Source organism: Pseudomonas sp. HMSC063H08 (assembly GCF_001813645.1).
Taxonomy (GTDB): Bacteria; Pseudomonadota; Gammaproteobacteria; order Pseudomonadales; family Pseudomonadaceae; genus Pseudomonas; species Pseudomonas aeruginosa.
This window is the reverse complement of the sequence record NZ_KV813359.1, coordinates 82,162-105,961: the sequence shown is the minus strand read 5'-3', so window position 1 is coordinate 105,961 and position 23,800 is coordinate 82,162. Positions and strand designations below refer to the sequence as shown.

The following is a 23,800-nucleotide window of genomic DNA, read 5'->3' as shown; positions in this document are numbered from 1 at the left end:
GTTGCCATGGATGCATTCCTTGTCAGTGGTAGCCGGGACGACATGTCCTGGTGCGGCAGCTACCCAACAAGCTTCGTGCCAATAAAATATTTACCTTTTAAATCAAACTCTTGAAGAATCTCCCGGCCCACACGAACGCTTTCCCCTGGGTTTATCCCGAAAAAGTGAGCAAGTTGTTGCACAGTGCTATGCAAGAACTTGCTCACTTCATCGAAGACCCCGCCAGACCTTGGCCCCGGCGTTGTATCCACAGCTTTTCCCGAAGTTATCCAGCAAAAAGTTGCACACCTGCCGAGTGCCTCAGAGCCAGTTCTTGAACTTGAACCAGAGGTACGGAAGGATCGCCGATACCACCATCATCCCCAGCGCCATCGGATAGCCGATGGACCAGTCCAGCTCGGGCATGTCCTTGAAGTTCATGCCGTAGACCGTGCCCACCAGGGTCGGCGGCAGGAACAGTACGGCGGCGATGGAGAACACCTTGATGATGCTGTTCTGCTCGATGTTGATCAGGCCAAGGGTCGCGTCGAGGAGGAAGTTGATCTCGGTGGACATCTTCGCCAGGTACTCGTCCAGCGAGCGCACGTCGCGCTCCACGGTCTTCGCCAGCACCTTGGCCGGCTCGGAAAGCCAGCCGTTGCAACCCTGGCGGAAATAGCTGTTCATCCGATTGATGCTGAGCAGGCTGTCGTTGAGCTTGGACAGCAGCGAGCTGCTGCGCCCGAGGTGCTTGATGATCTGCTGCAGGTCGGTCTTCGGCTTGCGGGTCTGGGCGGTGGACTCGGCGAAGATCTCCCGCGACATGCTGCTCAGTTGCCCCTGTACGGCCTCCAACACGTCGGCGATACGGTCCACCAGACTGTCCATCATCAGGGCGAACAACTGGGTGCTGCTGCGGTTGGCGTCGAGCTGGCGGATGCAACGGTTCTCGAACTCGCGGAACGAACGCAGGTCGGCGTAGCGCACGGTAATCAGCCATTTCTCGCTGAGGACGAAGGTCACTTCCTCTGTGCTCGGCCGGTGCTCGGTGATCCCGCCGACCACCGAAGTGGTCATGTAGAGGACGTTGCCGTCCTCGTAGAAGCGCGACGAATCCTCGATCTCGGCCATCTCCTCGCGGGTCGGGATGTTCACCTGCAGGTGGGATTCGAGCAGGCGCTCCTCTTCGGGGGTCGGGTGATGCAGGTCGATCCACAGGGTGCCCGGCGGCAACCCCCGCTGGGCATCGTCGTGCTGGCGTCGCTCCAGGCGGTCGCCGGAAAGGATGTAATAGGTGATCATGTCGGGTATCGCTACCTTCGCGGCCATCCGTTGGCCAAGCAGGGTGGACAACTTCCCGCCGCCGCACAAGCGGTACTTTGCGCCAGAACGAGGAACGCCCGATGAGCGAACAGGACGACAACCAGGAAGACGGCTTCGCCGAGGAAAAACTGATCCAGGCCATCGAGAACCAGATCGAAAGCGAGAATCCGCCGGCGGCGCGCGCCGTGTTCAACAAGCTGACCCTGGTCGGCTACGAGCGCGACGAGGCACTGAGCATGATGGCCTACGTGCTGGCCCACGAGATCAACGCCATGCTCGCCGCCGACCGCGCTTTCGACAGCGCCGGCTACGAGCATGCGCTGCGTGCCCTGCCGACGTTGCCGGACGACGAATGAGCGGAGCCGGGCCGACTGGTGTCGGCGAATGCCCCTCGTATCCATACGGTTTTGTTTCGCCAAACGCCTGCCGCTCTGGTAGAAAGGTGGCGCCCACTCTCCGTGCCACCTGCTTTCGCGGAGCGATACCGGATGCGATCCTGGTTCCACTTCCTGCCCATCTGCCTGCTGCTGGCCCTTTCCGGCCCGGCAGCGGCCGTCCCGACAGAACCCCTGGTGCTCGGCGCCGAAGACGACTGGTATCCCTATACCGCCTACAAGGACGGCCGCATCCAGGGCATGAGCGCGGATATCGTGCGGGCCGCCTTCAGGGCTGCGGACACGCCGGTCCAGCTCAATCCCTACCCCTACTCCCGCTGCATGAAGCTGGCCCTGAAAGGCTTGATCGCCGGCTGCTTCAACACCTCGCCGAACCCGCACATCCTCGCCGACTACCGTCTGCCCCGGCATCCGTTGTTCCGCGCGGAGATCCAGCTCTGGGCGCGACGCGACGAAGCGCGGCCGGTGAATGCGGAGCAGGCGCTGAGCGGACGGAAAGTCGCGGTGACCCTCGGCTATGAATACGGCGACGGCTTCGATCGCCGCCACGACCTGGTGCGCATCCCGGTGCGCAAGGACTACTACGGTTTCCTCATGCTCCAGCGCGGCCGCGTCGACTACGCCCTGGCCTACCGCAATACGGCTCGCCAGTTGTTCAGCGAACATCCCGAACTGGAAGGCCAGTTCCAGCCGGTGGCCACGGTCCACCGCCCGGAGCTGTACCTGTCGTTCTCGCGCCGCCACCCGCAGGCCGAGCATCTGCTCGAACGCTTCGACCTCGGCATGCAGCGCATCCTCGCCAGCGGCGAGTACCAGAAGATCCTCGACGGCTGGAGCCAGGCCGCCGACGCTACGCCCTAGTCCAACTACACTCACCGGTGCTCAACACCGTAAGGAGCCGACATGGCCTTCACTCCCGAGCTGATCGACGAACTGGAACTGCTGGCGCTCTTCAACCTGAACAACACCCAGGAAGGACTCAAGGTCCATCACACCGCCGACGGCAAGGCCGTCGCCGCCGCCCGACGCCTGCACGACAAGGGGCTGATCGACCAGCCCGACGGCGGCTACCTGACCAGTCTCGGGCTGGACGCCGCGGAGCAGGCACAGGGCCTGCTGACCATCCTCAAGGGTTGACGGAAGCGGCCATCGCGACCTGCTCCCGACAGGCCGCGACGGTTGCCCCGGTTCGCGGTGCGGCGCTCAAGCCGCCGCGCTTCCGGGCGATACAATGGCATGACCGGAGCCAGGCACGGCGCCTGGCCTTGCCTGTGCCCGGACGCCCATGAACCGACACCCCGCACTCAGCCTCGATCTCGACGATGGCATCGACCGCAAGGTCCTCGGCCAGTTGCGCCAACGCTTCCTGGCGGTCAACGCCGGTCGCCTGCAACGCGCCCGACAGGCGTTGTCCAGCCGCCAGGAGCGGGTCCTGCGCCTGCTACCGCTGCTGTTCCACATCAACCATCCGCTGCTGCCGGGCTACCTGTCGGCCAGCACGCCGGCGGGCCTGAGCGGTTTCGAGGCGGACGACGAAGTACTCGCCGAAGCCCAGCGCCTGGCCCGTTCGTTTGTCTACAAGCCACGCAGGCAGGAACCCGCACAACAGCCGATCCACGGCCTGTTCCTGATGGGCAGCCTGGGGAGCCTGGCCCAGGAGGAACAGAGCGATCTCGACCTCTGGGTCTGCCATGCCCCAGAACTGGAGCCCGGCGCGCGCCAGGAGCTGCGCCGCAAGTGCGCGTTGATCGAGGACTGGGCGCGCAGCCAGGGCAGCGAGGTGCACTGTTTCCTGATCGACGTCGCCCGCTTCGGCCAGGACGAACGCGAAGACCGGAAGGAGCCCGGCGGCGACGGCAATACCCAGCACTTCCTGCTGCTCGACGAGTTCTACCGCAGCGCGATCTGGCTCGGCGGACGCACCCCTCTGTGGTGGCTGGTGCCGCCGGCCCATGAACGGCGCTACGACGAATACTGCCGGACCCTGCTCGGCAAACGCTTCATCCGCGCCGAAGAGGTGCTCGACCTCGGCCACCTGGCGCACATCCCCGCCCGGGAGTTCATCGGCGCCGGCCTCTGGCAGTTGTCCAAGGCCATCGATTCGCCCTACAAGTCGCTGCTCAAGCTGCTGCTCACCGAGGCCTACGCCAGCGAGCACCCGCGGGTCCGCTGCGTCGCCCTGCGCTTCAAGGAGCAGGTATTCGCCGGCCAGCTCGATCTCGACGAACTGGACCCCTACGTCCTGGTCTATCGCCATCTCGAACGCTACCTGCGGGAACAGCAGGCGCCGGAACGCCTGGAACTCGTGCGGCGCTGCCTGTACCTCAAGGTCGGGCGCAAGCTCGGCGGTCGCCAGCGCCAGGCGCAGAAGGGCTGGCAGCACCTGTCGATGGAGCGGCTCGTCGCGGAATGGCAATGGGAGCCTCGCCGCTTGGCCCTGCTCGACAGCCGCAGCCAGTGGAAGATGCGCCAGGTGATGGAAGAGCGTCGCACGGTGGTCAACGAACTGACCTACAGCTACCGCCTGCTGTTCCAGATCGCCCGCCAGCAAGGCGCTGACAGCGGCATCGACAGCCGCGACCTGGGCCTGCTCGGCCGCCGCCTGTATGCAGCCTTCGAGCGCAAGGCAGGCAAGGTGGAGAACATCAACCCGGGGATCGCCCCGGATCTCGGCGAAGACGTCCTGACCCTGGTCCAGCTGCCCGCCGACGACGACCGCGAGCAGGCGCAGTGGGCGATCTTCCCCGGTGCCCTGGGCGCTCACCAGTGGCCTGACTACGCGCCGCTGAAACGCAGCCTCAGGCTGGTCGAGCTGCTCGCCTGGTGCCATCGCAACGGCGTCATCGACAGCGCCACCCGGCTGTCCCTGCATCCCGGCCAGAGCGACCTCGGCGATGCCGAACTGGACAATCTCCTGGGCAGCCTGCGGCAGTTCCTGCCGGTCCCCCTGGCGACCGTGGACGACGCCGACCTGCTGCAACCGCGTCGGCTCAAGAGCGTCCTGCTGCTGGTCAACGTCGGTGTCGACCCGCTGCGCCACCACAGCCAGATGAACCTGCACATGGCTACCGGGCGTACCGACGTGCTCGGTTATGCCGGGGTGCGCGACAACCTGGTGCTGACCCTCGACCAGCTCAGCCTCAACAGCTGGAACGAACTGACGGTGCGCCATTACGCAGGCCCCCAGGCGCTGCCCGAGTGCCTTGCCGAGTTCCTCGACGCCGTCCGCGAAAAGCCCGGAAGCCCGCCGCCGCCACCCGAACTGATGGTGCGCTGCTTCTGTCGCAACCGGGCCGCCGCCATCGCCGTGCGGGTCGAAGAGCTGTTCCGCGAAACCTACGGGCAACTGCTTGGCGGCCAGCCGAGCCGCTACCTGCTGCAGATCCGCCAGCAGTACCACCTGCTGGAAATGTCGCCGGAGGCGGTCAGCCACGAGAGCCTGCCCGACCTGCCGAGCCTGCTCCAGCACCTGGGCCGCGAGCGCGATGGCTACAGCGCCCTGAAGCTGGATCGCCACGCCCTGGAAGGCGAGGACCTCGGGCTGATCCTGTCCATGGGGCGGCCGGACTGCATCCAGGTGTTCTACCGGCGCGACTTCGACAGCGCCGAGATCAGCCTGCTCGACGAACGCAACGCGCTCTGGCGCCAGCGCCAGGCGTTGCGTGACGAACGCAGCCTGCTCGCACCGCTGCAGCGCTTCCTGCAATCGCTGCTGTACCGGCGCAACGCCCTGTCGCTGGCGGAACAGGTGCCGGCCTCGCTGGATATCCGCTACTACGAGTTGCTCTCCAACGACGGCAGATTGCACGTCGAGCCTCGCGAAGCGCCGGAGGCCCTGGCCGGACCCGCGTTGTACGAGCTACAGGCGCTACTCGAACGCGGCGAACGCAGGCGCGTGCAGGTCACCCTGTACTGCGACCACCAGGAGTTTTCCGAACTGGAGTACGGCGCCGGCCTGTTCAAGGCGGTCGCCCGGCATATCCTGGCGCATCGCGCGGAAAGCGAACCCTACCCCTGCTACCTGACCGACCTCGACCTGTCGCGGCTGTTCGCCGACGAACAGCCGCAAACGCTGCACTATCTGCGTTATAAAAGCGTCCTGGAAACGGCGCTGAACCAGGCGCTGCTGGAACAATGACCCAGCGCCGCACCGCGCGGGGCTCGACAAGGACGTACGGATGGCACTCCTCGGTATTACCCTGCTCGCTGGCGCCGCATTCGTGGGCGGCTATCTCTACCGCCGCGGCCTGGATCGCCGGCGCTACCGCTTCATCCAGCAATTCCGCCTGCCGCCGCGGGTCGCCCAGGCGGTCCGCGAGCGCTATCCGCAGCTCAGCGAGGAACAGGTCCAACGAGTGCTCGGCGGCCTGCGCGAATACTTGCTGCTATGCCGCGCCGCCGGCAAGCGGATGGTCGCGATGCCGTCCCAGGTGGTGGATGTCGCCTGGCACGAGTTGATCCTGCATACCCGGCTCTACCAGCACGTCTGCCGCAAGGGACTCGGGCGCTTCCTCCACCATACGCCGGCGCAGGCGATGCGCAGCCCCCGACAGGCCCAGGAAGGCATTCGGCGCGCCTGGAAGCTGGCTTGTCGCCGCGAAGGCATCGACCCCCAGAACCCCACGCGCCTACCGCTGCTGTTCGCCCTCGACACGGAACTGGCGATCGCCGACGGCTTCCGCTACACCCTGAACTGCGCGCAGCGGCAAGACGGCGGCGCAGCGGTGTATTGCGCCAGCCATATCGGTTGCAGCAGCGGCTGCGCCAGCGATAGCGGCAGTACCTTCGGTTCGGACGGACAGGATTCGCGCCACGGCTGCGGCGGCGATAGCGGTGGGGACGGCGGCAGCGGTTGCGGGGGCGGTGGGGGCGACTGAGGGTCGCGAAGCCCGTCGCCGGGAGGCGACGGGCGAAAACCGATCAGCGCGCGTAGTCGCCGGCGGCTTCCGGCTGGTATTCGATTTCCAGCAGGGTCAGCTTCAGCGTCTTGCCGCTCGGCGCCGGCCAGTCGATGGTCTGGCCGATGGTCAGACCCAGCAGCGCGGTGCCCACCGGCGCGAGGATCGAGACCTTGCCTTCGCCGGCCACGTCTTCGGGATAGACCAGGGTCAGGGTGTACTCCTTGCCGCTGCTTTCCTCACGGCAACGCACGGTGGAGTTCATGGTCACGACGCCCGGCGGAATCTCGTCATGCCCCACCACCTGGGCGCGCGACAGTTCGGCCTCCAGCGCCTCGGCGGCGGGTCCGAATTCGTCCAGGCCATCCAGCAGGCGCTCCAGGCGCTGCAGGTCCAGACGAGTGATGGTGATCGGCGGCGTGCTCATGATCGCAGGCGTGCTCCTTGGTCCGGTTCGGTTGATCGATGAAAAGCAGGAATCGCAAAAAAGCAAAAACCCCGCCCGAAGGCGGGGTTTTCCCGGACACTAACACAGTCGGAGGAATTAGCAACATCCCCCCCTATCAGGAGAGACGGCCCGCCAGCGACTGGCGTCGAGCGGCCTGTGACCTGATCTGCAAGCGGCGGGAATCGTCGGCCTTGCCCCACTCGCGGATTTCCGCCAGGGAACGTCCGCAGCCGACGCAAACGTCCGCATCGTCGAGGCAGCACAGGCGCCGGCAAGGCGAGGCCACCGCCGGCGGCGAAGCCTCAGAGGCCGGGGAACTCGACATCCTCGCCCCCCTGCTCCAGGGTCGCCCGGTTGAGCAGCGCGCCCAGCGGTTCCTGGCTGCCATCGTGGCGCCAGAGACCGCTGGCCTCGTCGTAATCGAAGTGGAAGCCGCCCGACTTCGCCGCCACCCACAGCTGGCGCAACGGCGCCTGGCGGCTGAGGATCAGCTGCGAGCCGTTCTCGAAGCGTACGGTGAGCACGCCGCCGGCGTTCTCCAGGTCGAGATCCAGGTCGCTGTCATCGAAGGCGTCTTCCACCTGCTGCTGGAGCGCATCGACCAGGTCGTGGAAACGCGCTTCATTCATCGTACTCATGCATTGCCTCGGCATTCGCTAACGGGAAAAAAGGCGGGCGACTACCTTCGTCTTGCCCTATTCCGACAATTCTACGCTGGTATTGCCGTAGTCCGCGCTGTTTTGCCGCGACGCTCGCGGAAAACGCCGGCGCCCCCTCTGCCTCAGGCCATTCCCCTGCAAGCCCCGGCACACCTGATCCGGCTCGCATAGGCAAGGCGCCGGGGGGTCGGTATACTCCGGAACAATTCACGTTTTCTACAAGGATTCCGTCATGAAGCGGCTGTTCCTGTCCTTCGTCGCGCTCGCCCTCCTCGCCGGCTCCATCGCCGCCTGCGGCCAGAAAGGCCCGCTGTACCTGCCGGACGACGAAAAAGCCAAGAAAGAACACAGCAAAGACCGCTACGGTTTCTGAGAGAGCGCCCATGGACACATTCAGTTACCGCGACGGTGAGCTGTTCGCGGAAGGGGTGGCGCTTTCCCGCATCGCCGAGCGTTTCGGCACGCCCACCTACGTCTACTCCCGCGCGCACATCGAGGCCCAGTACCGCGCCTATGCCGACGCCCTCGCCGGCATGCCGCACCTGGTCTGCTTCGCGGTCAAGGCCAACTCCAACCTCGGGGTGCTGAATGTGCTGGCGCGCCTCGGCGCCGGTTTCGACATCGTTTCCCGCGGTGAGCTGGAGCGTGTCCTGGCCGCCGGCGGCGATCCGGCCAAGGTGGTGTTCTCCGGCGTCGGCAAGACCCGCGACGACATGCGCCGCGCCCTGGAAGTCGGTGTGCACTGCTTCAACGTCGAGTCCGGCGAAGAGCTGGAGCGCCTGCAACGGGTGGCCGCGGAACTCGGCGTGAAAGCGCCGGTGTCGCTGCGGGTCAACCCGGACGTGGATGCCCAGACCCACCCCTATATCTCCACCGGCCTGAAAGAGAACAAGTTCGGCATCGCCATCGACGAGGCCGAGGCGGTCTACGCCCGCGCCGCCGAGCTTGACCACCTGGAGGTGATCGGCGTCGACTGCCACATCGGCTCGCAATTGACCCAGCTGGAGCCCTTCCTCGACGCCCTCGAGCGCCTGCTCGGGCTGGTCGACCGCCTGGCCGGCAAAGGCATCGGCATTCGCCACCTGGACCTCGGCGGCGGCCTCGGGGTGCGCTACCGCGACGAACAGCCGCCGCTGGCCGGCGACTACATCCGCGCCATCCGCGAGCGCCTGCATGGCCGCGACCTGACCCTGGTGTTCGAGCCGGGCCGGTCCATCGTCGCTAACGCCGGCGTGCTGCTGACCCGCGTCGAGTACCTCAAGCACACCGAGCACAAGGATTTCGCCATCGTCGACGCGGCGATGAACGACCTGATCCGCCCGGCTCTCTACCAGGCCTGGATGGACGTGCAGGCGGTACGCCCGCGCGATGCCGTGCCGCGCCGCTACGACCTGGTCGGGCCGATCTGCGAGACCGGCGACTTCCTCGCCAAGGATCGCGACCTGGCGCTCGCCGAAGGCGACCTCCTGGCGGTGCGCTCGGCCGGCGCCTACGGCTTCGTCATGAGCTCGAACTACAACACCCGCGGTCGCGCCGCCGAGGTGCTGGTGGATGGCGAGCAGACCCACGAGGTCCGTCGCCGCGAGACCGTCCAAGAGCTCTACGCCGGCGAAAGCCTGCTGCCGCAGTGAGGCCCAGACCATGCTTTTGCGCTTCACCAAGATGCATGGCCTGGGCAACGACTTCATGGTCCTCGACCTGGTCAGCCAGCACGCCCATGTGCAGCCCAAGCACGTCAAGCTCTGGGGCGACCGCAACACCGGGGTCGGCTTCGACCAGTTGCTGATCGTCGAAGCCCCGAGCAGCCCCGACGTCGACTTCCGCTACCGGATCTTCAACGCCGACGGCTCCGAGGTCGAGCAGTGCGGCAACGGCGCCCGCTGCTTCGCCCGCTTCGTTCAGGACAAGCGCCTGACGGTGAAGAAGAGCATCCGCGTAGAAACCAAGGGCGGCATCATCGAGCTGAATATCCGCCCGGACGGCCAGGTCACGGTGGACATGGGTCCGCCGCGCCTGGCCCCGGCCGAGATACCGTTCCAGGCCGAGCGCGAAGCCTTGTCCTATGAGATAGAGGTGAATGGCCAGCGCGTCGAACTGGCCGCGGTATCCATGGGCAATCCCCATGGCGTGCTGCGCGTCGAGAACGTCGACAGCGCACCGGTACACAGCCTCGGTCCGCAACTGGAAGTCCATCCGCGCTTCCCGAAGAAGGCCAACATCGGCTTCCTCCAGGTGCTCGATCCGCACCATGCGCGCCTGCGCGTCTGGGAGCGCGGCGTCGGCGAGACCCAGGCCTGCGGCACCGGCGCCTGCGCCGCAGCGGTTGCCGGGATTCGCCAGGGCTGGCTGCAATCGCCGGTGCAGATCGACCTCCCCGGCGGCCGCCTGCACATCGAGTGGGCAGGTCCCGGCCAGCCCGTTATGATGACCGGGCCTGCCGTCCGCGTGTATGAAGGCCAGGTCCGCCTGTAAGGGCCGTCGCCCGCGAGAACCGAGACGCTTATGACCGAGAAAAGCCAGGAACCGACAGCAGCGCTGGACGCCGAGCAGGTGGCCGCCTATCTGAGCCAGCACCCGGAGTTCTTCGTCGAGCATGACGAGCTGATCCCCGAGCTGCGCATCCCGCACCAGCCCGGCGACGCCGTGTCGCTGGTGGAGCGCCAGGTACGCCTGCTGCGCGAGCGCAACATCGAGATGCGCCACCGGCTCTCGCAACTGATGGACGTGGCCCGCGAGAACGACCGCCTGTTCGACAAGACCCGCCGCCTGGTCCTCGACCTGCTCGACGCCACCAGCCTGGAAGACGTGGTCAGTACCGTCGAGGACAGCCTGCGCCACGAGTTCCAGGTGCCCTACGTGAGCCTGATCCTGTTCAGCGACAGTAGCGTCTCGGTGGGCCGCTCGGTGAGCAGCGCGGAGGCGCACCAGGCCATCGGCGGCCTGCTCTCCGGCGGCAAGACCGTCTGCGGCGTGCTGCGTCCACACGAACTGGCGTTCCTCTTCGGCGAGAGCGACCGCGACGAGATCGGCTCCGCAGCGGTGGTCTCCCTGAGTTTCCAGGGCCTGCACGGCGTGCTCGCCATCGGCAGTCCCGATCCGCAGCATTACAAGAGTTCCCTCGGCACCCTGTTCCTCGGCTACGTCGCCGAGGTCCTGGCCCGCGTGCTGCCGCGCTTCTCCTCGCCGCTGCGCTCGGTCCGCTGAGCGCGGCGGGCGGTCCGAGATGCGCGCCGACCTGGATGCCTTCCTCGAACATCTGCGCAGCGAGCGCCAGGTCTCCGCGCACACCCTCGACGGCTACCGCCGCGACCTGCTGAAGATCCTCGCCCTCGCCGAAAAGGCCGGGCTCTCCGACTGGAACGCCCTCGACACCCGCAGCCTGCGCACCTTCGTCGCCCGCCTGCACCAGCAGGGCCAATCCAGCCGCAGCCTGGCACGGCTGCTCTCGGCGACGCGCGGCCTCTACCAGTACCTGCTACGCGAAGGGCGCTGCCGGCACGACCCTGCCAACGGCCTGAGCGCGCCGAAGAGTCCGCGCAAGCTGCCCAGGACCCTCGACGCCGACCGCGCCCTGCAATTGCTCGACGGTGCCGTGGAGGATGACTTCATCGCCCGCCGCGACCAGGCCCTGCTGGAGCTGTTCTATTCCTCCGGGCTGCGCCTCTCGGAACTGGTCGGCCTCGATCTCGAATGGCTGGACCTCAAGGAAGGCCTGGTGCGAGTGCGCGGCAAGGGCAACAAGGTCCGCGAGCTGCCGGTCGGCAAGGCCGCGCGCCAGGCGCTCGAAGCCTGGCTGCCGCTGCGCGCCCAGGCCGCTCCGGAAGACGGAGCGGTGTTCATCGGCCGCGGCGGCAAGCGCCTGACGCCACGGGCGATCCAACTGCGAGTGCGCCAGGCCGGCGTCCGCGAGCTGGGCCAGCACCTGCACCCGCACATGCTGCGGCATTCCTTCGCCAGCCATCTGCTGGAGTCGTCCGGCGACCTGCGCGCCGTGCAGGAACTGCTCGGCCACGCCGACATCGCCACGACCCAGATCTATACCCACCTGGACTTCCAGCACCTGGCCTCGGTCTACGACCGCGCCCATCCCCGCGCCAAGCGCAAGGGCAACGCCGATGGAGGCAACGACCCATGAGCAGCCTGCGACTGATCACCTTCGACCTCGACGACACCCTGTGGGACGTCGCCCCGGTGATGAACAACGCCGAGGCCCTGCTCCGCGAATGGCTGGCGAGCAACGCGGCGCGCCTGGGTCCGGTGCCCATCGAGCACCTGTGGGCGATCCGCACCCGCCTGCTGGATCGCGAACCGATGCTGCGCCACCGTCTCAGCGAGCTGCGCCGGCGCATCCTGTTCCATGCCCTGCTCGACGCCGGTTATCCACAGGCGGAGGCGGAAAGCCTGGCCGAGGCCGGTTTCCAGGTATTCCTCGAAGCGCGCCACCGGGTCACCCTGTTTCCCGAAGTCCACCCGACCCTGGAGATCCTCGCCGACCGCTTCACCCTCGGCGTGCTCACCAACGGTAACGCCGACGTGCGCCGCCTGGGCCTGGCCGACTACTTTCGGTTCGCCCTCTGCGCCGAGGAACTGGGCGTCGGCAAGCCCGACCCGACGCCATTCCGCGAAGCCCTGAAGCGCGCCGGCGTCGAGGCCTCGGCAGCGGTACACATCGGCGACCACCCCAACGACGACATCGCCGGAGCGCGCCGCGCCGGCATGCGTGCCATCTGGTTCAACCCAAACGGCAAGCCCTGGGCCGGGGAGGAAGAGCCGAGCGCGGAGATCCGCAGCCTCGCCGAGCTGCCGGCCCTGCTCGCCCGCCTGCAATGACGAACCGGGCCCCCGGTCGCGGGTAGCGCCCTAGGCACGCGAAGCGCTGGCCTTGAAGCGCCCGACCCCGCGCAAGATGGAAAACGCCACCGCAACGGCAGCCAACGTCAGCGACACGCCGAAAAGCAGCAACGCCGTCGACGCACCGAAGCGATCCGCGATCAACCCGGTGAAGATCACCGGCAGGCTGAAGCCGAGGTAGGCCAACAGGAAGTAGCCCGCGCTGGCCCGCGGCTTTTCCGCACCGGCCAGGACATTCACCGCCGACAGCCCGCCCAGGTAGGTAAAGCCGTAGCAGGAACTGCTCGCGCCCAGCGCGCCGAACAGCACCGCAGCCAGCGAGCCGTGGATCGCGCCCCAGGCCAGCAGGGCATAGCTCGGCGGCAGGATCACCAGCCCCAGGCAGGTCGCCGAGGCCGGCGCCATCCGCCGCGCCAGCGGCTGGAACAGCAGGCCGCAGCTGATCACGGTGAAGGTCGAGAAGCCCGACCAGCGCGCCAGCCCGTGGGCTGCCAGCAGCGAAGGCAGGACCGCGATGACCAGGCCCACAGTGGCCCATGCCAGCAGGATCGAGAAGCCGTACGGCAGGCTGCCGGCGGGAAAGAACGGCAGCCGCAGCATCGGCGTATCGCGCCCGCGCGGCGCCTCGTCTGGCAGGCCCGCCACCGCCGCCAGGGCCACGCAGGCCAGTCCCAGCTGGACCCAGAAGCTGCCGGGCACCAGGCTCTCCCGGAACAGCAGGAACAGACTGGTCAGTGCCGCGCCGAGGCCGAAGCCGAGCGAGGTGCTGGCGGTCACCCAGTTGGCCGAGGTGCGGGAATCCCCGCCCGCCATCAGTTCGCTCATGTAGGCCGTCCCGGTGGCCGATGCCAGGGCCGTGCCGACGCCGAGCAACAGGCGCGCCACGCCGAGCGCCTCCAGGCGCGGCCAGAGCGCCATCACCAGGGTGGCCACCATCGACAGCAGCAACGCGACGACGATCGGCGGCTTGCGCCCGATCCGATCGGACAACCCGCCGAGTACCAGCAGCACCGGCAGTACGCCGAGCACATAGCCGGAGAAAGCGCTGGCGGTGGCCGCCGCGCCGTAGCCGGAAAGCTCCGCGTAGGCGGTGTACAGCGGCGCCTGGAGGTTCACCGCCAAGGTGATCAGGCACAGGCCGAAGGCCAGGCATGCGGCGTGGCGATGGGTATTGCTCATGCGTTTCTCCGTACAAGGGCCTGCCGCGGCAGAGCGGTGGGCATTGGCTAGCCCGCGAGAAGAGGCGTCGACTATCCGGCGCGACGGCGCTACGGAACAAGTAACAGCTGTTCGGATTTGTGATTAACTGTTCGCCTGAAAAGACCGAACAGTGAGTCAGGCATGCACCTCCGGATCGACCGCAAAGCCAGCGAGCCGCTGGTGCAGCAGATCGTCGCAGGGGTCAGCGGCTGGATCCGCGGCAATCGCGTCCGCGCCGGCACGCGGATTCCGTCGATACGCCAGTTGGCCAGGGAAAACCAGCTCAGCCAGTCCAGCGTGATCGAGGCCTACGACCGCCTGGTCGCCCTGGGGCTGCTGGAATCGCGGCACGGCTCGGGGTTCTTCGTCGCCGAGGCACCCGCCGCCGCTACCGAACTCGACAGCGAGTGGCACGAAGGCGCGGAAAGCGCATGGGGCCAGTTCAGCGGCAGCTCGACGAAACTCAAGCTCGGCTGCGGCTGGATTCCGGACAGTTGGCGGGAAGTCGAGGAACTCAGCTACGCGATCCGCCAGGTCGCCCGCAGCGAACTCGCCGGGCTGTTCGACTACAGCACTCCGCTGGGCCTGCCGGCGCTGCGCCAGCACATCCAGAAACGTCTGCGGCTGATCGATATCCATGTCGACCCGGAGCAGATCCTCACCACCACCGGCGCCAGCCATGCCCTCGACCTGTTGGTACGCACGCTGCTCAAGCCGGGCGACGTGGTGGTGGTGGAGAACCCCGGCTACTACAACCTGTTCAACCTGCTGAAATTCCACGGGGTGAAGATGCTCGGCGTGCCGCGCACCCGCCACGGCCCGGACACCGCCGCGCTGGAGGCGATCCTCCTCGCGCACAAGCCGAAGTTCCTCTTCACCAACAGCATGTACCACAACCCCACCGGCACCAGCCTCAGCCCCTCGGTGGCCCACCGCGTGCTGCAACTGGCCGAGCAGCATGATTTCCACATCGTCGAGGATGACATCTACGCCGACTTCCAGAACGGCCCCAGCACCCGCCTGGCAACCCTCGATTCGCTGCGCCGGGTGATCTACCTGGCGAGCTTTTCGAAGACCCTCAGTTGCTCGCTACGGGTCGGCTACCTGATCGCCGGCCCCGAGCTGATCCGGCGCCTGGCGGATGTGAAGATGTACACCAGCATCGGCAGCCAGCGCTTCGCCGAATGCGTGGTCTCGACCATGCTCGCCAACGGCAGTTACCGCAAGCTGGTGCAACGCCTGCGCCAGCGCCTGACCCGGCAGATGGCGGCGACCCTGCGGGTGCTTGGGGACAACGGCTGGGAGGTGTTCGCCGAACCGGTCGGCGGGATGTTCGTCTGGGCCCGTATCGGCGACTACCCGTTCGCCGAATTGCAGGCCGTGGCGACACGCCTGGACGTGCTGCTGTCGCCGGGCAGCGGCTTCAGCCCGGAAGGCGAGGAGAGCGACTGGCTGCGTATCAACATCGCCTATGCCAGCGACCCGCGGGCCCTGGCGTTCTTCGAGGCGTTCGGGTGAGGCGCGCTCTTGCCCTCCCCTGCCTCACTGGTAGTCGAGCAGGATCACCATCGCGGCCAGGACCGAGCCGGGCGTGATTTTCTCGGCGGTCTGCACATAGGACGCTTTCATCGGGATCCAGTACGCCCCGCCGGTGTTCTTGTCGTACGCGGTCACCGGCAACGAGAGTCCCATCCGTAGCGGCACGCCGGCCTCGTCGGTGACCCGGATCGATACGCCGGTCGCGGTGCTGCCCGCCAGGCGCGGCAGCACACCCGAGCCTTCGGCCACCGCCCCCCCCACCGCTTGAAGGCTGTAGCCGACGCGGTTGTACCCGCGAGGACAGCCGGCCACTACGAGATTGAACGGGGTAACGGCCGCGTAGGTGCCGACGCCGTTCAGCCGGGCGGCAGCGATCGACTGCAGCTTCACGGTCTGGTCGGCGACCTGGCAGGTCGCATTGATCGTGGTGACGCTCCCGGTCAACCTGACGGAAGAGGTGCCAGACGCGACAAGCCCGTCCTTGTAGGTAATGAGGAAGTACGAGTTGAACGCTCCGCTCGCGAACTGGCCGTCGGAGAGCGGCGTCGAGTTGCGGAACAATTGGACCTCCGCGATTTGCGAGAAAGTGCCCTTGAAACGGCTGCTCGCCGGTATGCCATCCAGCAGCAGGCGCACCGAAAGGCCCGGCACGTTGGTATTCAGGTCCGGACCATCGACCGGGTCCCAGACACTTCCCTTGTTGTACAGAGCGACGCCGATGAGATCGCAGCTGGGCTTGCCGCACAGTTGCATGGGAGTGAACGTGTAGCGCGACGTGACGTTTCCCTCGGGAAGGATCGAGGGGACGGCGATATCGCGGCCGCCGAAAGCGTACAGATTGGCAGCCATGCTGGTGCCGGCGGGAACGAACAGGACTGCCGCGATCAGCAGGGTTCGACGGAACGTCTTGAACTCCATGGGATGACAACCGATGTGTCCGGCATGTCCGGGAAAATCCGGCGGAACCGGCGCGAACTTGATGGGTGGCGAATCTTTTCAGAACGCCTGGAAAAGAGCCATAAGACAGGACCTACACGGCTCCGCGAATCCACCTAAGAATCGCTAGGAAAATTCTTAAGCAAGCTCTACAGCTCGCTCTCCGGCAAGTGCAGGATCGGCCCCGGACGCCGCTTGGAGCGCCTGGATGGCAAGCAGCTTCGGTTGACGATGTGGAACGGTAGCGCTGCCACCGGAAAGGAAAAGGCCTTGGCCCGTCGCCAGCCGTGCCTGAACAGGCGAAAGATCGGCTCGCCAACCGGGATGCGGCGGGGCGAGATGCCCGCCAAGATAGCAGGCGCCATAGCACAAGGCCCGCCACTCCCTCACGGGTGGCGGGCCTTGGGATGACGCGAAATCAGATGGGGCGGCTGCCGTACTTGCTGTCCGGCTTCTTCGGCGGATCGGCCACCACGTTGGGTTCGATCTCCTGCACCTTTCCACCGCGGGAAAGGAATTCCTCCATCGCCTTGGCGAGGGCGTCACGCTCTTTCTGCTTGGCTTCGACCGAGGGCAGTTCCTCTTCCACCACGGCGGCTTTCGCCTTCTTGCCGGGGGCGGGGGCCTCGTCGCCGTCACTGCTGTCCGCTTCGCCGTCGTCGGCCGCGGCCAGCTCTTCGCCGTCGTCCTCGTCAGCGCCGTCCAGCTCGTCCTGTTCCAGTTCTTCTTCGCTCATGGTCAACCTCTCGGTGCTGCAAAAGCAGGTTAGTTATAGCCCAGCCGCGCGTTTTGATGAGCGCCGCCGGAAAAAATTCATACTGACTCGCCCTGCCAGGTGGCGAGCACGCGCCGTGCCCCGCCCCTGTCCCGGTGTTCACCGAGATAGATCCCCTGCCAGGTGCCCAGTGCCAACCCTCCCGACTGTATCGGCAGGGTCAGTTGGCAGCCCAGCAGGCTGGCCTTGAAATGCGCCGGAAGGTCGTCCGGACCTTCGTCGTTGTGTTCATAGCCGACTTCGCCGCGTGGCGCCAGCCGCTCGAAAAAACGCTCGAAATCCCGGCGTACGGCAGGATCGGCATTTTCATTCAGGGTCAGTGAAGCCGACGTATGTTGCAAAAGCAGGTGCAGCAGGCCGACCCGGCACCGCCGAAGCTCCGGCAAGGCGTCGAGTATCTCCTCGGTGACGAGGTGAAAGCCCCGCGGACGCGGGCGCAAGGTGATCAGGGTCTGCTGCCACATGCTGCTGTTCCAAATCGGCTCCGATCCGTCGCGCCGCGCATTCTAGCGCGGCATTTGAAAAAGCAAAGAGCGTAAGAGACAGACCTGTGAAAGCTGAGGGTTGCGCAGTCCGCCGGCAGTCGCTGAAAGACCGGTTGCGGAGAGGTCGTGGCAGTCGCGGGAAACGCCCAGGACTTTCGACGCGCAAGGGCATGGCGTTCGGCGAAGGCGAGCGCGGGAGGCAAGCCGACGCCCGGCGGAAAGCCGGGCGCCGGCAGGTATTACAGGTTGTAGCCGCGCTCGTTGTGCAGCGCCAGGTCGAGACCGACCGCTTCCTCCTCCTCGGTGACCCGCAGGCCCATGACCAGGTCCAGCACCTTGAGGATCACGAAGGTCACCACGGCGGTGTAGACCACGGTGAAGGCCACGCCCTTGAACTGCACGAAGAACTGCGCGCCGATGTCCTCCACGCTGCCGAAGCCGCCCAGCGACGGCGCCGCGAAGATCCCGGTGAGCAGCGCGCCGACGATACCGCCGACCGCATGTACGCCGAAGGCGTCGAGGGAATCGTCGTATTTCAGCGCGCGCTTGAGACTGGTGGCGGCGAAGAAGCAGATCACCCCGGAGGCCAGGCCAATCACCAGCGCGCCCATCGGACCGGCGGTGCCGGCGGCCGGGGTGATCGCCACCAGACCGGCGACCACGCCGGACGCGATGCCCAGGGCGCTCGGCTTGCCGTGGGTGATCCACTCGGCGAACATCCAGGCCAGGGCCGCGGCGGCGGTAGCGATCTGGGTCACCAGCATGGCCATCCCGGCGGTGCCGTTGGCGGCGGCGGCGGAACCGGCGTTGAAACCGAACCAGCCGATCCACAGCATGGCCGCCCCGACCAGGGTGTAGCCGAGGTTGTGCGGCGCCATCGGCGTGGTCGGGTAGCCCTTGCGCTTGCCCAGCACCAGGCAGGCGACCAGGCCGGCGATACCGGCGTTGATGTGCACCACGGTGCCGCCGGCGAAGTCCAGCACGCCCCAGTCCCACATCAGGGCGCCGTCGCCACTCCAGACCATGTGCGCGATCGGCGCGTAGACCACGGTGAACCAGACCGCCATGAAGATCAGCATCGCCGAGAACTTCATGCGCTCGGCGAAGGCGCCGACGATCAGCGCCGGAGTGATGATCGCGAAGGTCATCTGGAAGGTGATGAACACGCTTTCCGGGAACAGCGCGGTGGCGGAAGTCAGGCCGTCGGCGGTGAGACCGCTGAGGAAGGCCTTGTCCAGCCCGCCGACGAAGGAATTGAAGTTGAGGACGCCCTTCTCCATCCCGGCGGTATCGAACGCCAGGCTGTAGCCATAGACCACCCAGAGAATGGTGATCAGGCCGGTGATGGCGAAGCACTGCATCATGATCGACAGCACGTTCTTCGCTCGCACCATGCCGCCGTAGAACAGCGCCAGACCGGGGATGGTCATGAGCAGGACGAGCGCAGTGGAGATCAGCATCCAGGCGGTGTCGCCGCTGTTCAGGACGGGTTCCTCGGCGGCCAGGGCGACGCCCGGCAAAGCGAGGGACAATAGGGCTCCTAGCCCTGCGATCTTACGCAGAGTCATGTTGGTATTCTCCTGGGGCTTTTGGGGGTTCGGTTGGGCTTAGATCGCGTCGGTATCGGTTTCGCCGGTACGGATGCGGATGGCCTGTTCCAGGTTCACCACGAAGATCTTGCCGTCACCGATCTTGCCGGTATTGGCCGCCTTGGTGATCGCCTCGATGACGCGGTCCAGCTGGTCGTCGGCGATCGCCACGTCGATCTTCACCTTGGGCAGGAAGTCGACGACGTACTCGGCGCCGCGATACAGCTCGGTGTGGCCCTTTTGCCGGCCGAAACCCTTGACCTCGGTCACCGTGATGCCCTGCACACCGATCTCGGACAACGACTCGCGGACGTCGTCCAACTTGAACGGCTTGATGATGGCAGTGACTAGCTTCATGAAACTCTCTCCCGTGTTTGGTGGACTCGCCCCAGGAAAACGAACCCGAGGACAGTCTAAGCGCAGTGTCTGGCTTTGTAACGCGCCGGTCCCTCTGGGAAGCATGATCGGGACCCTCCGCCCCGACCTGGCCCTGCTGCGGCCGTTCGATGCCGCAACCTGCCGGCCTCCCGCAACCGCCTCATCTGCCGCACCGGTACTGCTTCAGTGCACGCCTCACCCCGGCCAAAGCAGAAAGCTTGCCAGCTCCGGCAAATCCGCCGGATTTCAAGCCCTTAGCCGCCAACCCGGGGATAGTGCGGAACGCCGGCCTCCGGGCGGCGCACCAAATAGGCGCAGACGCGCTCCGACAGTTGCGCAAAAAGTGTGCAATGGCCCTCCCGCGAGCGCCGCCGACATCGTGCTAGACTGCCGCCCACTCGTTACCGGAACCCTCGCCATGCTGCCGCCCAAAGCCGTCTTCGAAGCCCTCAGCCAACAAGCCAGCCGCCTGTTCGCCGGCGAATCGCCGTTGCCCAAGGCCGAGCTGGAGTCGCAGTTCCGCGCCCTGATGCAGAGCGCTTTCAGCAAGCTCGACCTGGTCAGCCGCGAGGAATTCGACAGCCAGATGCTGGTCCTCGCCCGCACCCGCGCACGGCTGGAAGCCCTGGAGGCCAAGGTGGCGGAACTCGAAAGCAAGCTGACGCCGCCCGCCGACTGATCCTTCCCCCTGCGAGCGGCGTGAGATCAAGGAGCGATCCATGTCCCTGGCGATTGTCCACAGCCGAGCCCAGGTCGGCGTCGAAGCCCCCTGCGTCAGCGTCGAGGCGCACCTGGCCAACGGCCTGCCTTCGCTGACCCTGGTCGGCCTGCCGGAAACCGCGGTGCGCGAGAGCAAGGACCGCGTGCGCAGCGCCCTGCTCAATGCCGGTTTCGACTTCCCCGCGCGGCGCATCACCCTCAACCTCGCCCCCGCCGACCTGCCCAAGGACGGCGGTCGCTTCGACCTGGCCATCGCACTCGGCATCCTCGCCGCCAGCGGCCAGTTGCCCGGCACCGCCCTCGACGGCCTGGAGTGCCTTGGCGAACTGGCCCTGTCCGGGGCGATCCGGCCAGTGCGAGGCGTATTGCCGGCCGCGCTGGCGGCGCGCGACGCAAGGCGCGTTCTGGTGGTACCGAAGGAAAATGCCGAAGAGGCCAGCCTGGCCAGCGGGCTGACGGTGTTCGCCGTGGACCACCTGCTGGAGATCGCCGGACACCTCTCCGGCCAGGCCCCGCTGCTGCCCTACCAGGCCCGCGGCCTGCTCCGCGCGCCCTTCCCTTATCCAGACCTGGCCGAGGTCCAGGGCCAGGCCGCCGCCAAGCGCGCCCTGCTGGTGGCCGCCGCCGGCGCGCACAACCTGTTGCTCAGCGGCCCGCCGGGCACCGGCAAGACCCTCCTGGCCAGCCGCCTGCCCGGCCTGCTGCCGGCGCTCGACGAGGACGAGGCCCTGGAGGTCGCAGCGATCCATTCGGTGGCCAGCCACGTCCCCCTCAGGCACTGGCCGCAGCGACCGTTCCGCCAGCCGCACCACTCCGCCTCCGCGCCGGCCCTGGTCGGCGGCGGCAGCCGCCCGCAGCCGGGCGAGATCACCCTGGCGCACCAGGGCGTGCTGTTCCTCGACGAACTGCCGGAGTTCGAGCGCAAGGTCCTGGAGGTCCTGCGCGAGCCGCTGGAAAGCGGCGAGATCGTCATTGCCCGGGCCAACGGCCGGGTACGTTTCCCGGCGCGCTTCCAACTGGTGGCGGCGATGAATCCCTGTCCCTGTGGCTACCTCGGCGATCCCAGCGGCCGCTGCCGCTGCACCCCGGAACAGGTCCAGCGCTACCGGGGCAAGCTGTCCGGACCGCTGCTCGATCGCATCGACCTGCACGTCAGCGTGCTCCGCGAAAGCACCAGCCTGCAGCCAGGACACGGCGAAACCGCTACCGCCGAGATCAGCGAACGGGTTGGCGCCGCACGGCAACGGCAACTGGCCCGCCAGGGCTGCGCCAATGCCCATCTCGACCTCCAGGCGATGCACCGCAATTGTGCACTCGCCGAAGCGGACCGCCGCTGGCTGGAGGCTGCCGGAGAGCGCCTGGAACTTTCCTTGCGCGCCTTGCATCGCATACTCAAGGTGGCCCGGACGCTGGCCGACCTGGAGCGCATCGATGCTATCGAACGCCGGCACCTGGCGGAAGCCCTGCAGTATCGGGCAACGACCTCCACGTGAAGCGTAATAATTCAGCAAAGCTATCGATTAAGGCTTTCCGAATCAAATTAGCTATCACGATGTGTTAGGCTGTTTCGTCTTCCGCCTTCGGCGGGCAATCCGATCACAAGGAGAGCTAGCTTACATGGAGACACCCACTACCCCCCGGAGCACCCTGAATCCTCCGGTCTTCTATACCTCCGCCGCCCTGATCCTGGCCCTGGTGCTGTTCACCGTGCTCCTCCAGGAAGAAGCGCAATCGCTGTTCAACCACGTCCAGCAATGGATCATCACCAACGCCAGCTGGTTCTACGTACTGGCCGTGGCGCTGATCCTGATCAGCGTGGTGTTCCTCGCCGTCAGCCGCTACGGCGACATCAAGCTCGGCCCCGACCACAGTCGTCCCGACTACCGCAACACCACCTCGTTCGCCATGCTGTTCTCCGCCGGCATGGGCATCGGTCTGATGTTCTTCGGCGTTGCCGAACCGGTGATGCACTTCACCACCCCACCGGTAGGCGAGCCGAATACCGTGCAGGCGGCGAAGGAAGCGATGAAGCTGACCTTCTTCCACTGGGGCCTGCATGCCTGGGCGATCTACGCCATCGTCGCGCTGATCCTGGCCTTCTTCAGCTATCGCCACGGCCTGCCGCTAACCCTGCGCTCGGCGCTGTATCCGCTGATCGGCGAACGTATCTACGGCCCCATCGGCCACGCGGTGGATATCTTCGCGATCATCGGCACTGTGTTCGGCGTGGCGACTTCGCTCGGCTACGGCGTGCTGCAGATCAACAGCGGTCTGCACCACCTGTTCGGCTGGCCGGTGAACCAGACCGTGCAGATCGCCCTGATCGCCGCCACCTGCGGCCTCGCCACGCTATCGGTGGCCAGCGGACTGGACCGCGGCATCCGCATCCTGTCCGAACTGAACCTGAGCCTGGCGGTGATCCTGCTGCTCTTCGTGCTGGTCCTCGGGCCGACCGTGTTTCTCCTGCAGACCTACGTGCAGAACACCGGGGCCTACCTGTCCGACATCGTCAACAAGACCTTCAACCTGTACGCCTACGAGCCCACCGATTGGATCGGCGGCTGGACCCTGCTGTACTGGGGCTGGTGGCTGTCCTGGTCGCCCTTCGTCGGCCTGTTCATCGCCCGTATCTCGCGCGGCCGCACCATCCGCGAGTTCGTCTGCGGCGTGCTGTTCGTCCCGGCCGGCTTCACCCTGCTGTGGATGACGGTGTTCGGCGATACCGCCATCCACATGGTCCTGCAGGAGGGCTTCACCCAGTTGGCCGAAGTGGTCAACCAGGACAGTTCGGTGGCGCTGTTCGCCTTCCTCGAGCACTTCCCGCTGGGCAGCGTGATCTCGCTGGTGGCGGTGCTGATGGTGGTGGTGTTCTTCGTCACCTCGGCCGACTCCGGCGCGCTGGTGGTGGACATGCTGGCCTCCAGCGGCAAGGACCACTCGCCGCTCTGGCAGCGGATATTCTGGTCGGTGCTGATGGGCGTGGTGGCCATCGCCCTGCTCCTCGCCGATGGCCTCAAGGCGCTGCAAACCGCGACCATCGCCAGCGCGCTGCCATTCTCCATCGTGCTCCTGGCGTCGATCTGGGGCCTGTTCAAGGCGCTGCACCTGGATGCCACCAAGCGCGGCATCCGCTACCAGGCGCTGACCTTCTCCCGCCCCACCACGCGCAGCGGCGCAAGCGAGGGCGACGGTTGGCAGCGCCGCCTGCGCAACATCGCCATGTTCCCGAGGCGCAGCCACGTCAACCGCTTCATCACCGATGTGGCGCGACCGGCCTGCGAGGACGTCGCCGCCGAACTGCGCAAGCAGGGCTACGAAGTCCAGGTGCAGGACGGCGAGGACGGCCGGGTTCGGCTGGAAGTCAGCCACGGCGGCGAGGTCGATTTCATCTACGAGGTGCGTCCGCGCGCCTTCACCACGCCGAGCTTCGTGATGCGCGACACCGAGGACAGCAGCGAGTCGCGCAAGTATTTCCGCGCCGAGGTCCATCTCCAGGAAGGCGGCCAGGACTACGACATCATGGGCTGGAGCCGCGACGGCGTGATCGGCGACATCCTCGATCAGTACGAGCGGCACATGCACTTCCTGCACGTGGTGCGCTGAGGGATGCGGGGGCCGGCCAATG

25 protein-coding genes are annotated in these 23,800 nt (G+C 66.6%); 15 read left to right on the top strand and 10 right to left on the bottom strand.

The features are described from left to right. Nucleotides 1-300 precede the first annotated feature (300 nt). On the bottom strand, nucleotides 301-1,281 hold the full coding sequence (locus HMPREF2924_RS05045; protein ID WP_003096411.1) for a magnesium transporter CorA family protein: 981 nt from the start codon (nucleotides 1,279-1,281) through the stop codon (nucleotides 301-303). A 101-nt stretch (nucleotides 1,282-1,382) separates the two neighbouring features. Between HMPREF2924_RS05045 and HMPREF2924_RS05040 the strand changes: the two genes are divergently transcribed. From HMPREF2924_RS05040 to HMPREF2924_RS05020, 5 genes are all read left to right on the top strand, one after another. Beyond that, nucleotides 1,383-1,658, top strand: a complete 276-nt coding sequence (locus tag HMPREF2924_RS05040) for a hypothetical protein (RefSeq protein ID WP_003096413.1) — start codon at nucleotides 1,383-1,385, stop codon at nucleotides 1,656-1,658. Between the two features lie 132 nt (nucleotides 1,659-1,790). Continuing rightward, nucleotides 1,791-2,558 carry a substrate-binding periplasmic protein gene (locus HMPREF2924_RS05035; RefSeq protein ID WP_003096415.1) on the top strand — a complete coding sequence of 256 codons (768 nt, stop codon included), beginning with the start codon at nucleotides 1,791-1,793 and terminating at the stop codon, nucleotides 2,556-2,558. Nucleotides 2,559-2,600: 42 nt separating this feature from the next. Continuing rightward, nucleotides 2,601-2,834 carry a TIGR02647 family protein gene (locus HMPREF2924_RS05030; RefSeq protein WP_003096418.1) on the top strand — a complete coding sequence of 78 codons (234 nt, stop codon included), beginning with the start codon at nucleotides 2,601-2,603 and terminating at the stop codon, nucleotides 2,832-2,834. A 148-nt stretch (nucleotides 2,835-2,982) separates the two neighbouring features. Then, nucleotides 2,983-5,835 (top strand): class I adenylate cyclase, encoded by a 2,853-nt coding sequence (locus HMPREF2924_RS05025; protein ID WP_023094944.1) that lies wholly within the window; start codon nucleotides 2,983-2,985, stop codon nucleotides 5,833-5,835. Between the two features lie 40 nt (nucleotides 5,836-5,875). Continuing rightward, a complete protein-coding gene (locus HMPREF2924_RS05020; RefSeq protein ID WP_003096422.1) occupies nucleotides 5,876-6,574 on the top strand; it encodes a glycine-rich domain-containing protein in 699 nt (232 codons plus the stop codon). A 43-nt stretch (nucleotides 6,575-6,617) separates the two neighbouring features. On the opposite strand, the gene rnk is transcribed toward HMPREF2924_RS05020, so the two are convergent. The 3 genes from rnk to cyaY form a co-directional block, all read right to left on the bottom strand. Beyond that, the gene (rnk, locus tag HMPREF2924_RS05015; protein WP_003096424.1) at nucleotides 6,618-7,022 is read right to left on the bottom strand and encodes a nucleoside diphosphate kinase regulator; all 405 of its coding nucleotides are present in this window, start codon (nucleotides 7,020-7,022) and stop codon (nucleotides 6,618-6,620) included. 136 nt (nucleotides 7,023-7,158) lie between these two features. Next, the gene (locus HMPREF2924_RS33910; protein ID WP_003161172.1) at nucleotides 7,159-7,368 is read right to left on the bottom strand and encodes a DUF1289 domain-containing protein; all 210 of its coding nucleotides are present in this window, start codon (nucleotides 7,366-7,368) and stop codon (nucleotides 7,159-7,161) included. After that, on the bottom strand, nucleotides 7,346-7,681 hold the full coding sequence (gene cyaY, locus HMPREF2924_RS05010; protein ID WP_003121284.1) for an iron donor protein CyaY: 336 nt from the start codon (nucleotides 7,679-7,681) through the stop codon (nucleotides 7,346-7,348). The genes HMPREF2924_RS33910 and cyaY overlap by 23 nt, the downstream gene beginning before the upstream one ends. Nucleotides 7,682-7,934: 253 nt before the next feature. On the opposite strand from cyaY, the gene HMPREF2924_RS05005 reads away from it, so the two are divergent. The 6 genes from HMPREF2924_RS05005 to HMPREF2924_RS04980 are packed head-to-tail and all read left to right on the top strand — an operon-like array spanning nucleotide 7,935 to nucleotide 12,532. After that, complete coding sequence (locus HMPREF2924_RS05005; protein WP_003096430.1) at nucleotides 7,935-8,075, top strand: LPS translocon maturation chaperone LptM; 141 nt, start codon at nucleotides 7,935-7,937, stop codon at nucleotides 8,073-8,075. Between the two features lie 10 nt (nucleotides 8,076-8,085). Then, the gene (gene lysA, locus HMPREF2924_RS05000; protein WP_003096431.1) at nucleotides 8,086-9,333 is read left to right on the top strand and encodes a diaminopimelate decarboxylase; all 1,248 of its coding nucleotides are present in this window, start codon (nucleotides 8,086-8,088) and stop codon (nucleotides 9,331-9,333) included. Nucleotides 9,334-9,343: 10 nt separating this feature from the next. After that, nucleotides 9,344-10,174 (top strand): diaminopimelate epimerase, encoded by an 831-nt coding sequence (dapF, locus tag HMPREF2924_RS04995; RefSeq protein WP_003098223.1) that lies wholly within the window; start codon nucleotides 9,344-9,346, stop codon nucleotides 10,172-10,174. Between the two features lie 30 nt (nucleotides 10,175-10,204). Beyond that, on the top strand, nucleotides 10,205-10,906 hold the full coding sequence (locus tag HMPREF2924_RS04990) for a DUF484 family protein (RefSeq protein ID WP_003096433.1): 702 nt from the start codon (nucleotides 10,205-10,207) through the stop codon (nucleotides 10,904-10,906). A gap of 19 nt (nucleotides 10,907-10,925) precedes the next feature. Then, nucleotides 10,926-11,837, top strand: coding sequence for a tyrosine recombinase XerC (gene xerC, locus HMPREF2924_RS04985; RefSeq protein WP_003096434.1), 912 nt, complete (start codon nucleotides 10,926-10,928; stop codon nucleotides 11,835-11,837). Next, nucleotides 11,834-12,532: an HAD family hydrolase gene (locus HMPREF2924_RS04980; protein ID WP_003096435.1), complete on the top strand. Its 699-nt coding sequence runs from the start codon at nucleotides 11,834-11,836 to the stop codon at nucleotides 12,530-12,532. The genes xerC and HMPREF2924_RS04980 overlap by 4 nt, the downstream gene beginning before the upstream one ends. Nucleotides 12,533-12,562: 30 nt before the next feature. Here HMPREF2924_RS04980 and HMPREF2924_RS04975 read toward each other — a convergent pair whose 3' ends face one another. After that, nucleotides 12,563-13,732 carry an MFS transporter gene (locus HMPREF2924_RS04975; RefSeq protein ID WP_003136189.1) on the bottom strand — a complete coding sequence of 390 codons (1,170 nt, stop codon included), beginning with the start codon at nucleotides 13,730-13,732 and terminating at the stop codon, nucleotides 12,563-12,565. Nucleotides 13,733-13,894: 162 nt separating this feature from the next. Here HMPREF2924_RS04975 and HMPREF2924_RS04970 point away from each other — a divergent pair, with 162 nt between their 5' ends. Beyond that, nucleotides 13,895-15,271, top strand: a complete 1,377-nt coding sequence (locus tag HMPREF2924_RS04970) for an aminotransferase-like domain-containing protein (RefSeq protein ID WP_003136190.1) — start codon at nucleotides 13,895-13,897, stop codon at nucleotides 15,269-15,271. A gap of 24 nt (nucleotides 15,272-15,295) precedes the next feature. On the opposite strand, the gene HMPREF2924_RS04965 is transcribed toward HMPREF2924_RS04970, so the two are convergent. The 5 genes from HMPREF2924_RS04965 to glnK all read right to left on the bottom strand — a co-directional run bounded on the left by HMPREF2924_RS04965 (nucleotide 15,296) and on the right by glnK (nucleotide 19,434). After that, nucleotides 15,296-16,210 (bottom strand): fimbrial protein, encoded by a 915-nt coding sequence (locus HMPREF2924_RS04965; RefSeq protein ID WP_003136191.1) that lies wholly within the window; start codon nucleotides 16,208-16,210, stop codon nucleotides 15,296-15,298. Nucleotides 16,211-16,646: 436 nt separating this feature from the next. Further along, nucleotides 16,647-16,964 carry a transcriptional regulator SutA gene (gene sutA / locus HMPREF2924_RS04955; RefSeq protein WP_003096440.1) on the bottom strand — a complete coding sequence of 106 codons (318 nt, stop codon included), beginning with the start codon at nucleotides 16,962-16,964 and terminating at the stop codon, nucleotides 16,647-16,649. A gap of 77 nt (nucleotides 16,965-17,041) precedes the next feature. Further along, nucleotides 17,042-17,467, bottom strand: coding sequence for a secondary thiamine-phosphate synthase enzyme YjbQ (locus tag HMPREF2924_RS04950; RefSeq protein WP_003096441.1), 426 nt, complete (start codon nucleotides 17,465-17,467; stop codon nucleotides 17,042-17,044). A gap of 260 nt (nucleotides 17,468-17,727) precedes the next feature. Then, nucleotides 17,728-19,056 carry an ammonium transporter gene (locus HMPREF2924_RS04945; RefSeq protein ID WP_003109815.1) on the bottom strand — a complete coding sequence of 443 codons (1,329 nt, stop codon included), beginning with the start codon at nucleotides 19,054-19,056 and terminating at the stop codon, nucleotides 17,728-17,730. Between the two features lie 39 nt (nucleotides 19,057-19,095). After that, nucleotides 19,096-19,434 carry a P-II family nitrogen regulator gene (glnK, locus tag HMPREF2924_RS04940; protein ID WP_003096476.1) on the bottom strand — a complete coding sequence of 113 codons (339 nt, stop codon included), beginning with the start codon at nucleotides 19,432-19,434 and terminating at the stop codon, nucleotides 19,096-19,098. Nucleotides 19,435-19,873: 439 nt separating this feature from the next. Between glnK and HMPREF2924_RS04935 the strand changes: the two genes are divergently transcribed. From HMPREF2924_RS04935 to betT, 3 genes are all read left to right on the top strand, one after another. After that, a complete protein-coding gene (locus HMPREF2924_RS04935; protein WP_003096478.1) occupies nucleotides 19,874-20,134 on the top strand; it encodes an accessory factor UbiK family protein in 261 nt (86 codons plus the stop codon). Between the two features lie 40 nt (nucleotides 20,135-20,174). Continuing rightward, nucleotides 20,175-21,668 carry a YifB family Mg chelatase-like AAA ATPase gene (locus HMPREF2924_RS04930; protein ID WP_003457843.1) on the top strand — a complete coding sequence of 498 codons (1,494 nt, stop codon included), beginning with the start codon at nucleotides 20,175-20,177 and terminating at the stop codon, nucleotides 21,666-21,668. Between the two features lie 124 nt (nucleotides 21,669-21,792). Next, nucleotides 21,793-23,778 (top strand): choline BCCT transporter BetT, encoded by a 1,986-nt coding sequence (gene betT, locus HMPREF2924_RS04925; RefSeq protein WP_070700387.1) that lies wholly within the window; start codon nucleotides 21,793-21,795, stop codon nucleotides 23,776-23,778. Nucleotides 23,779-23,800: the final 22 nt, after the last annotated feature.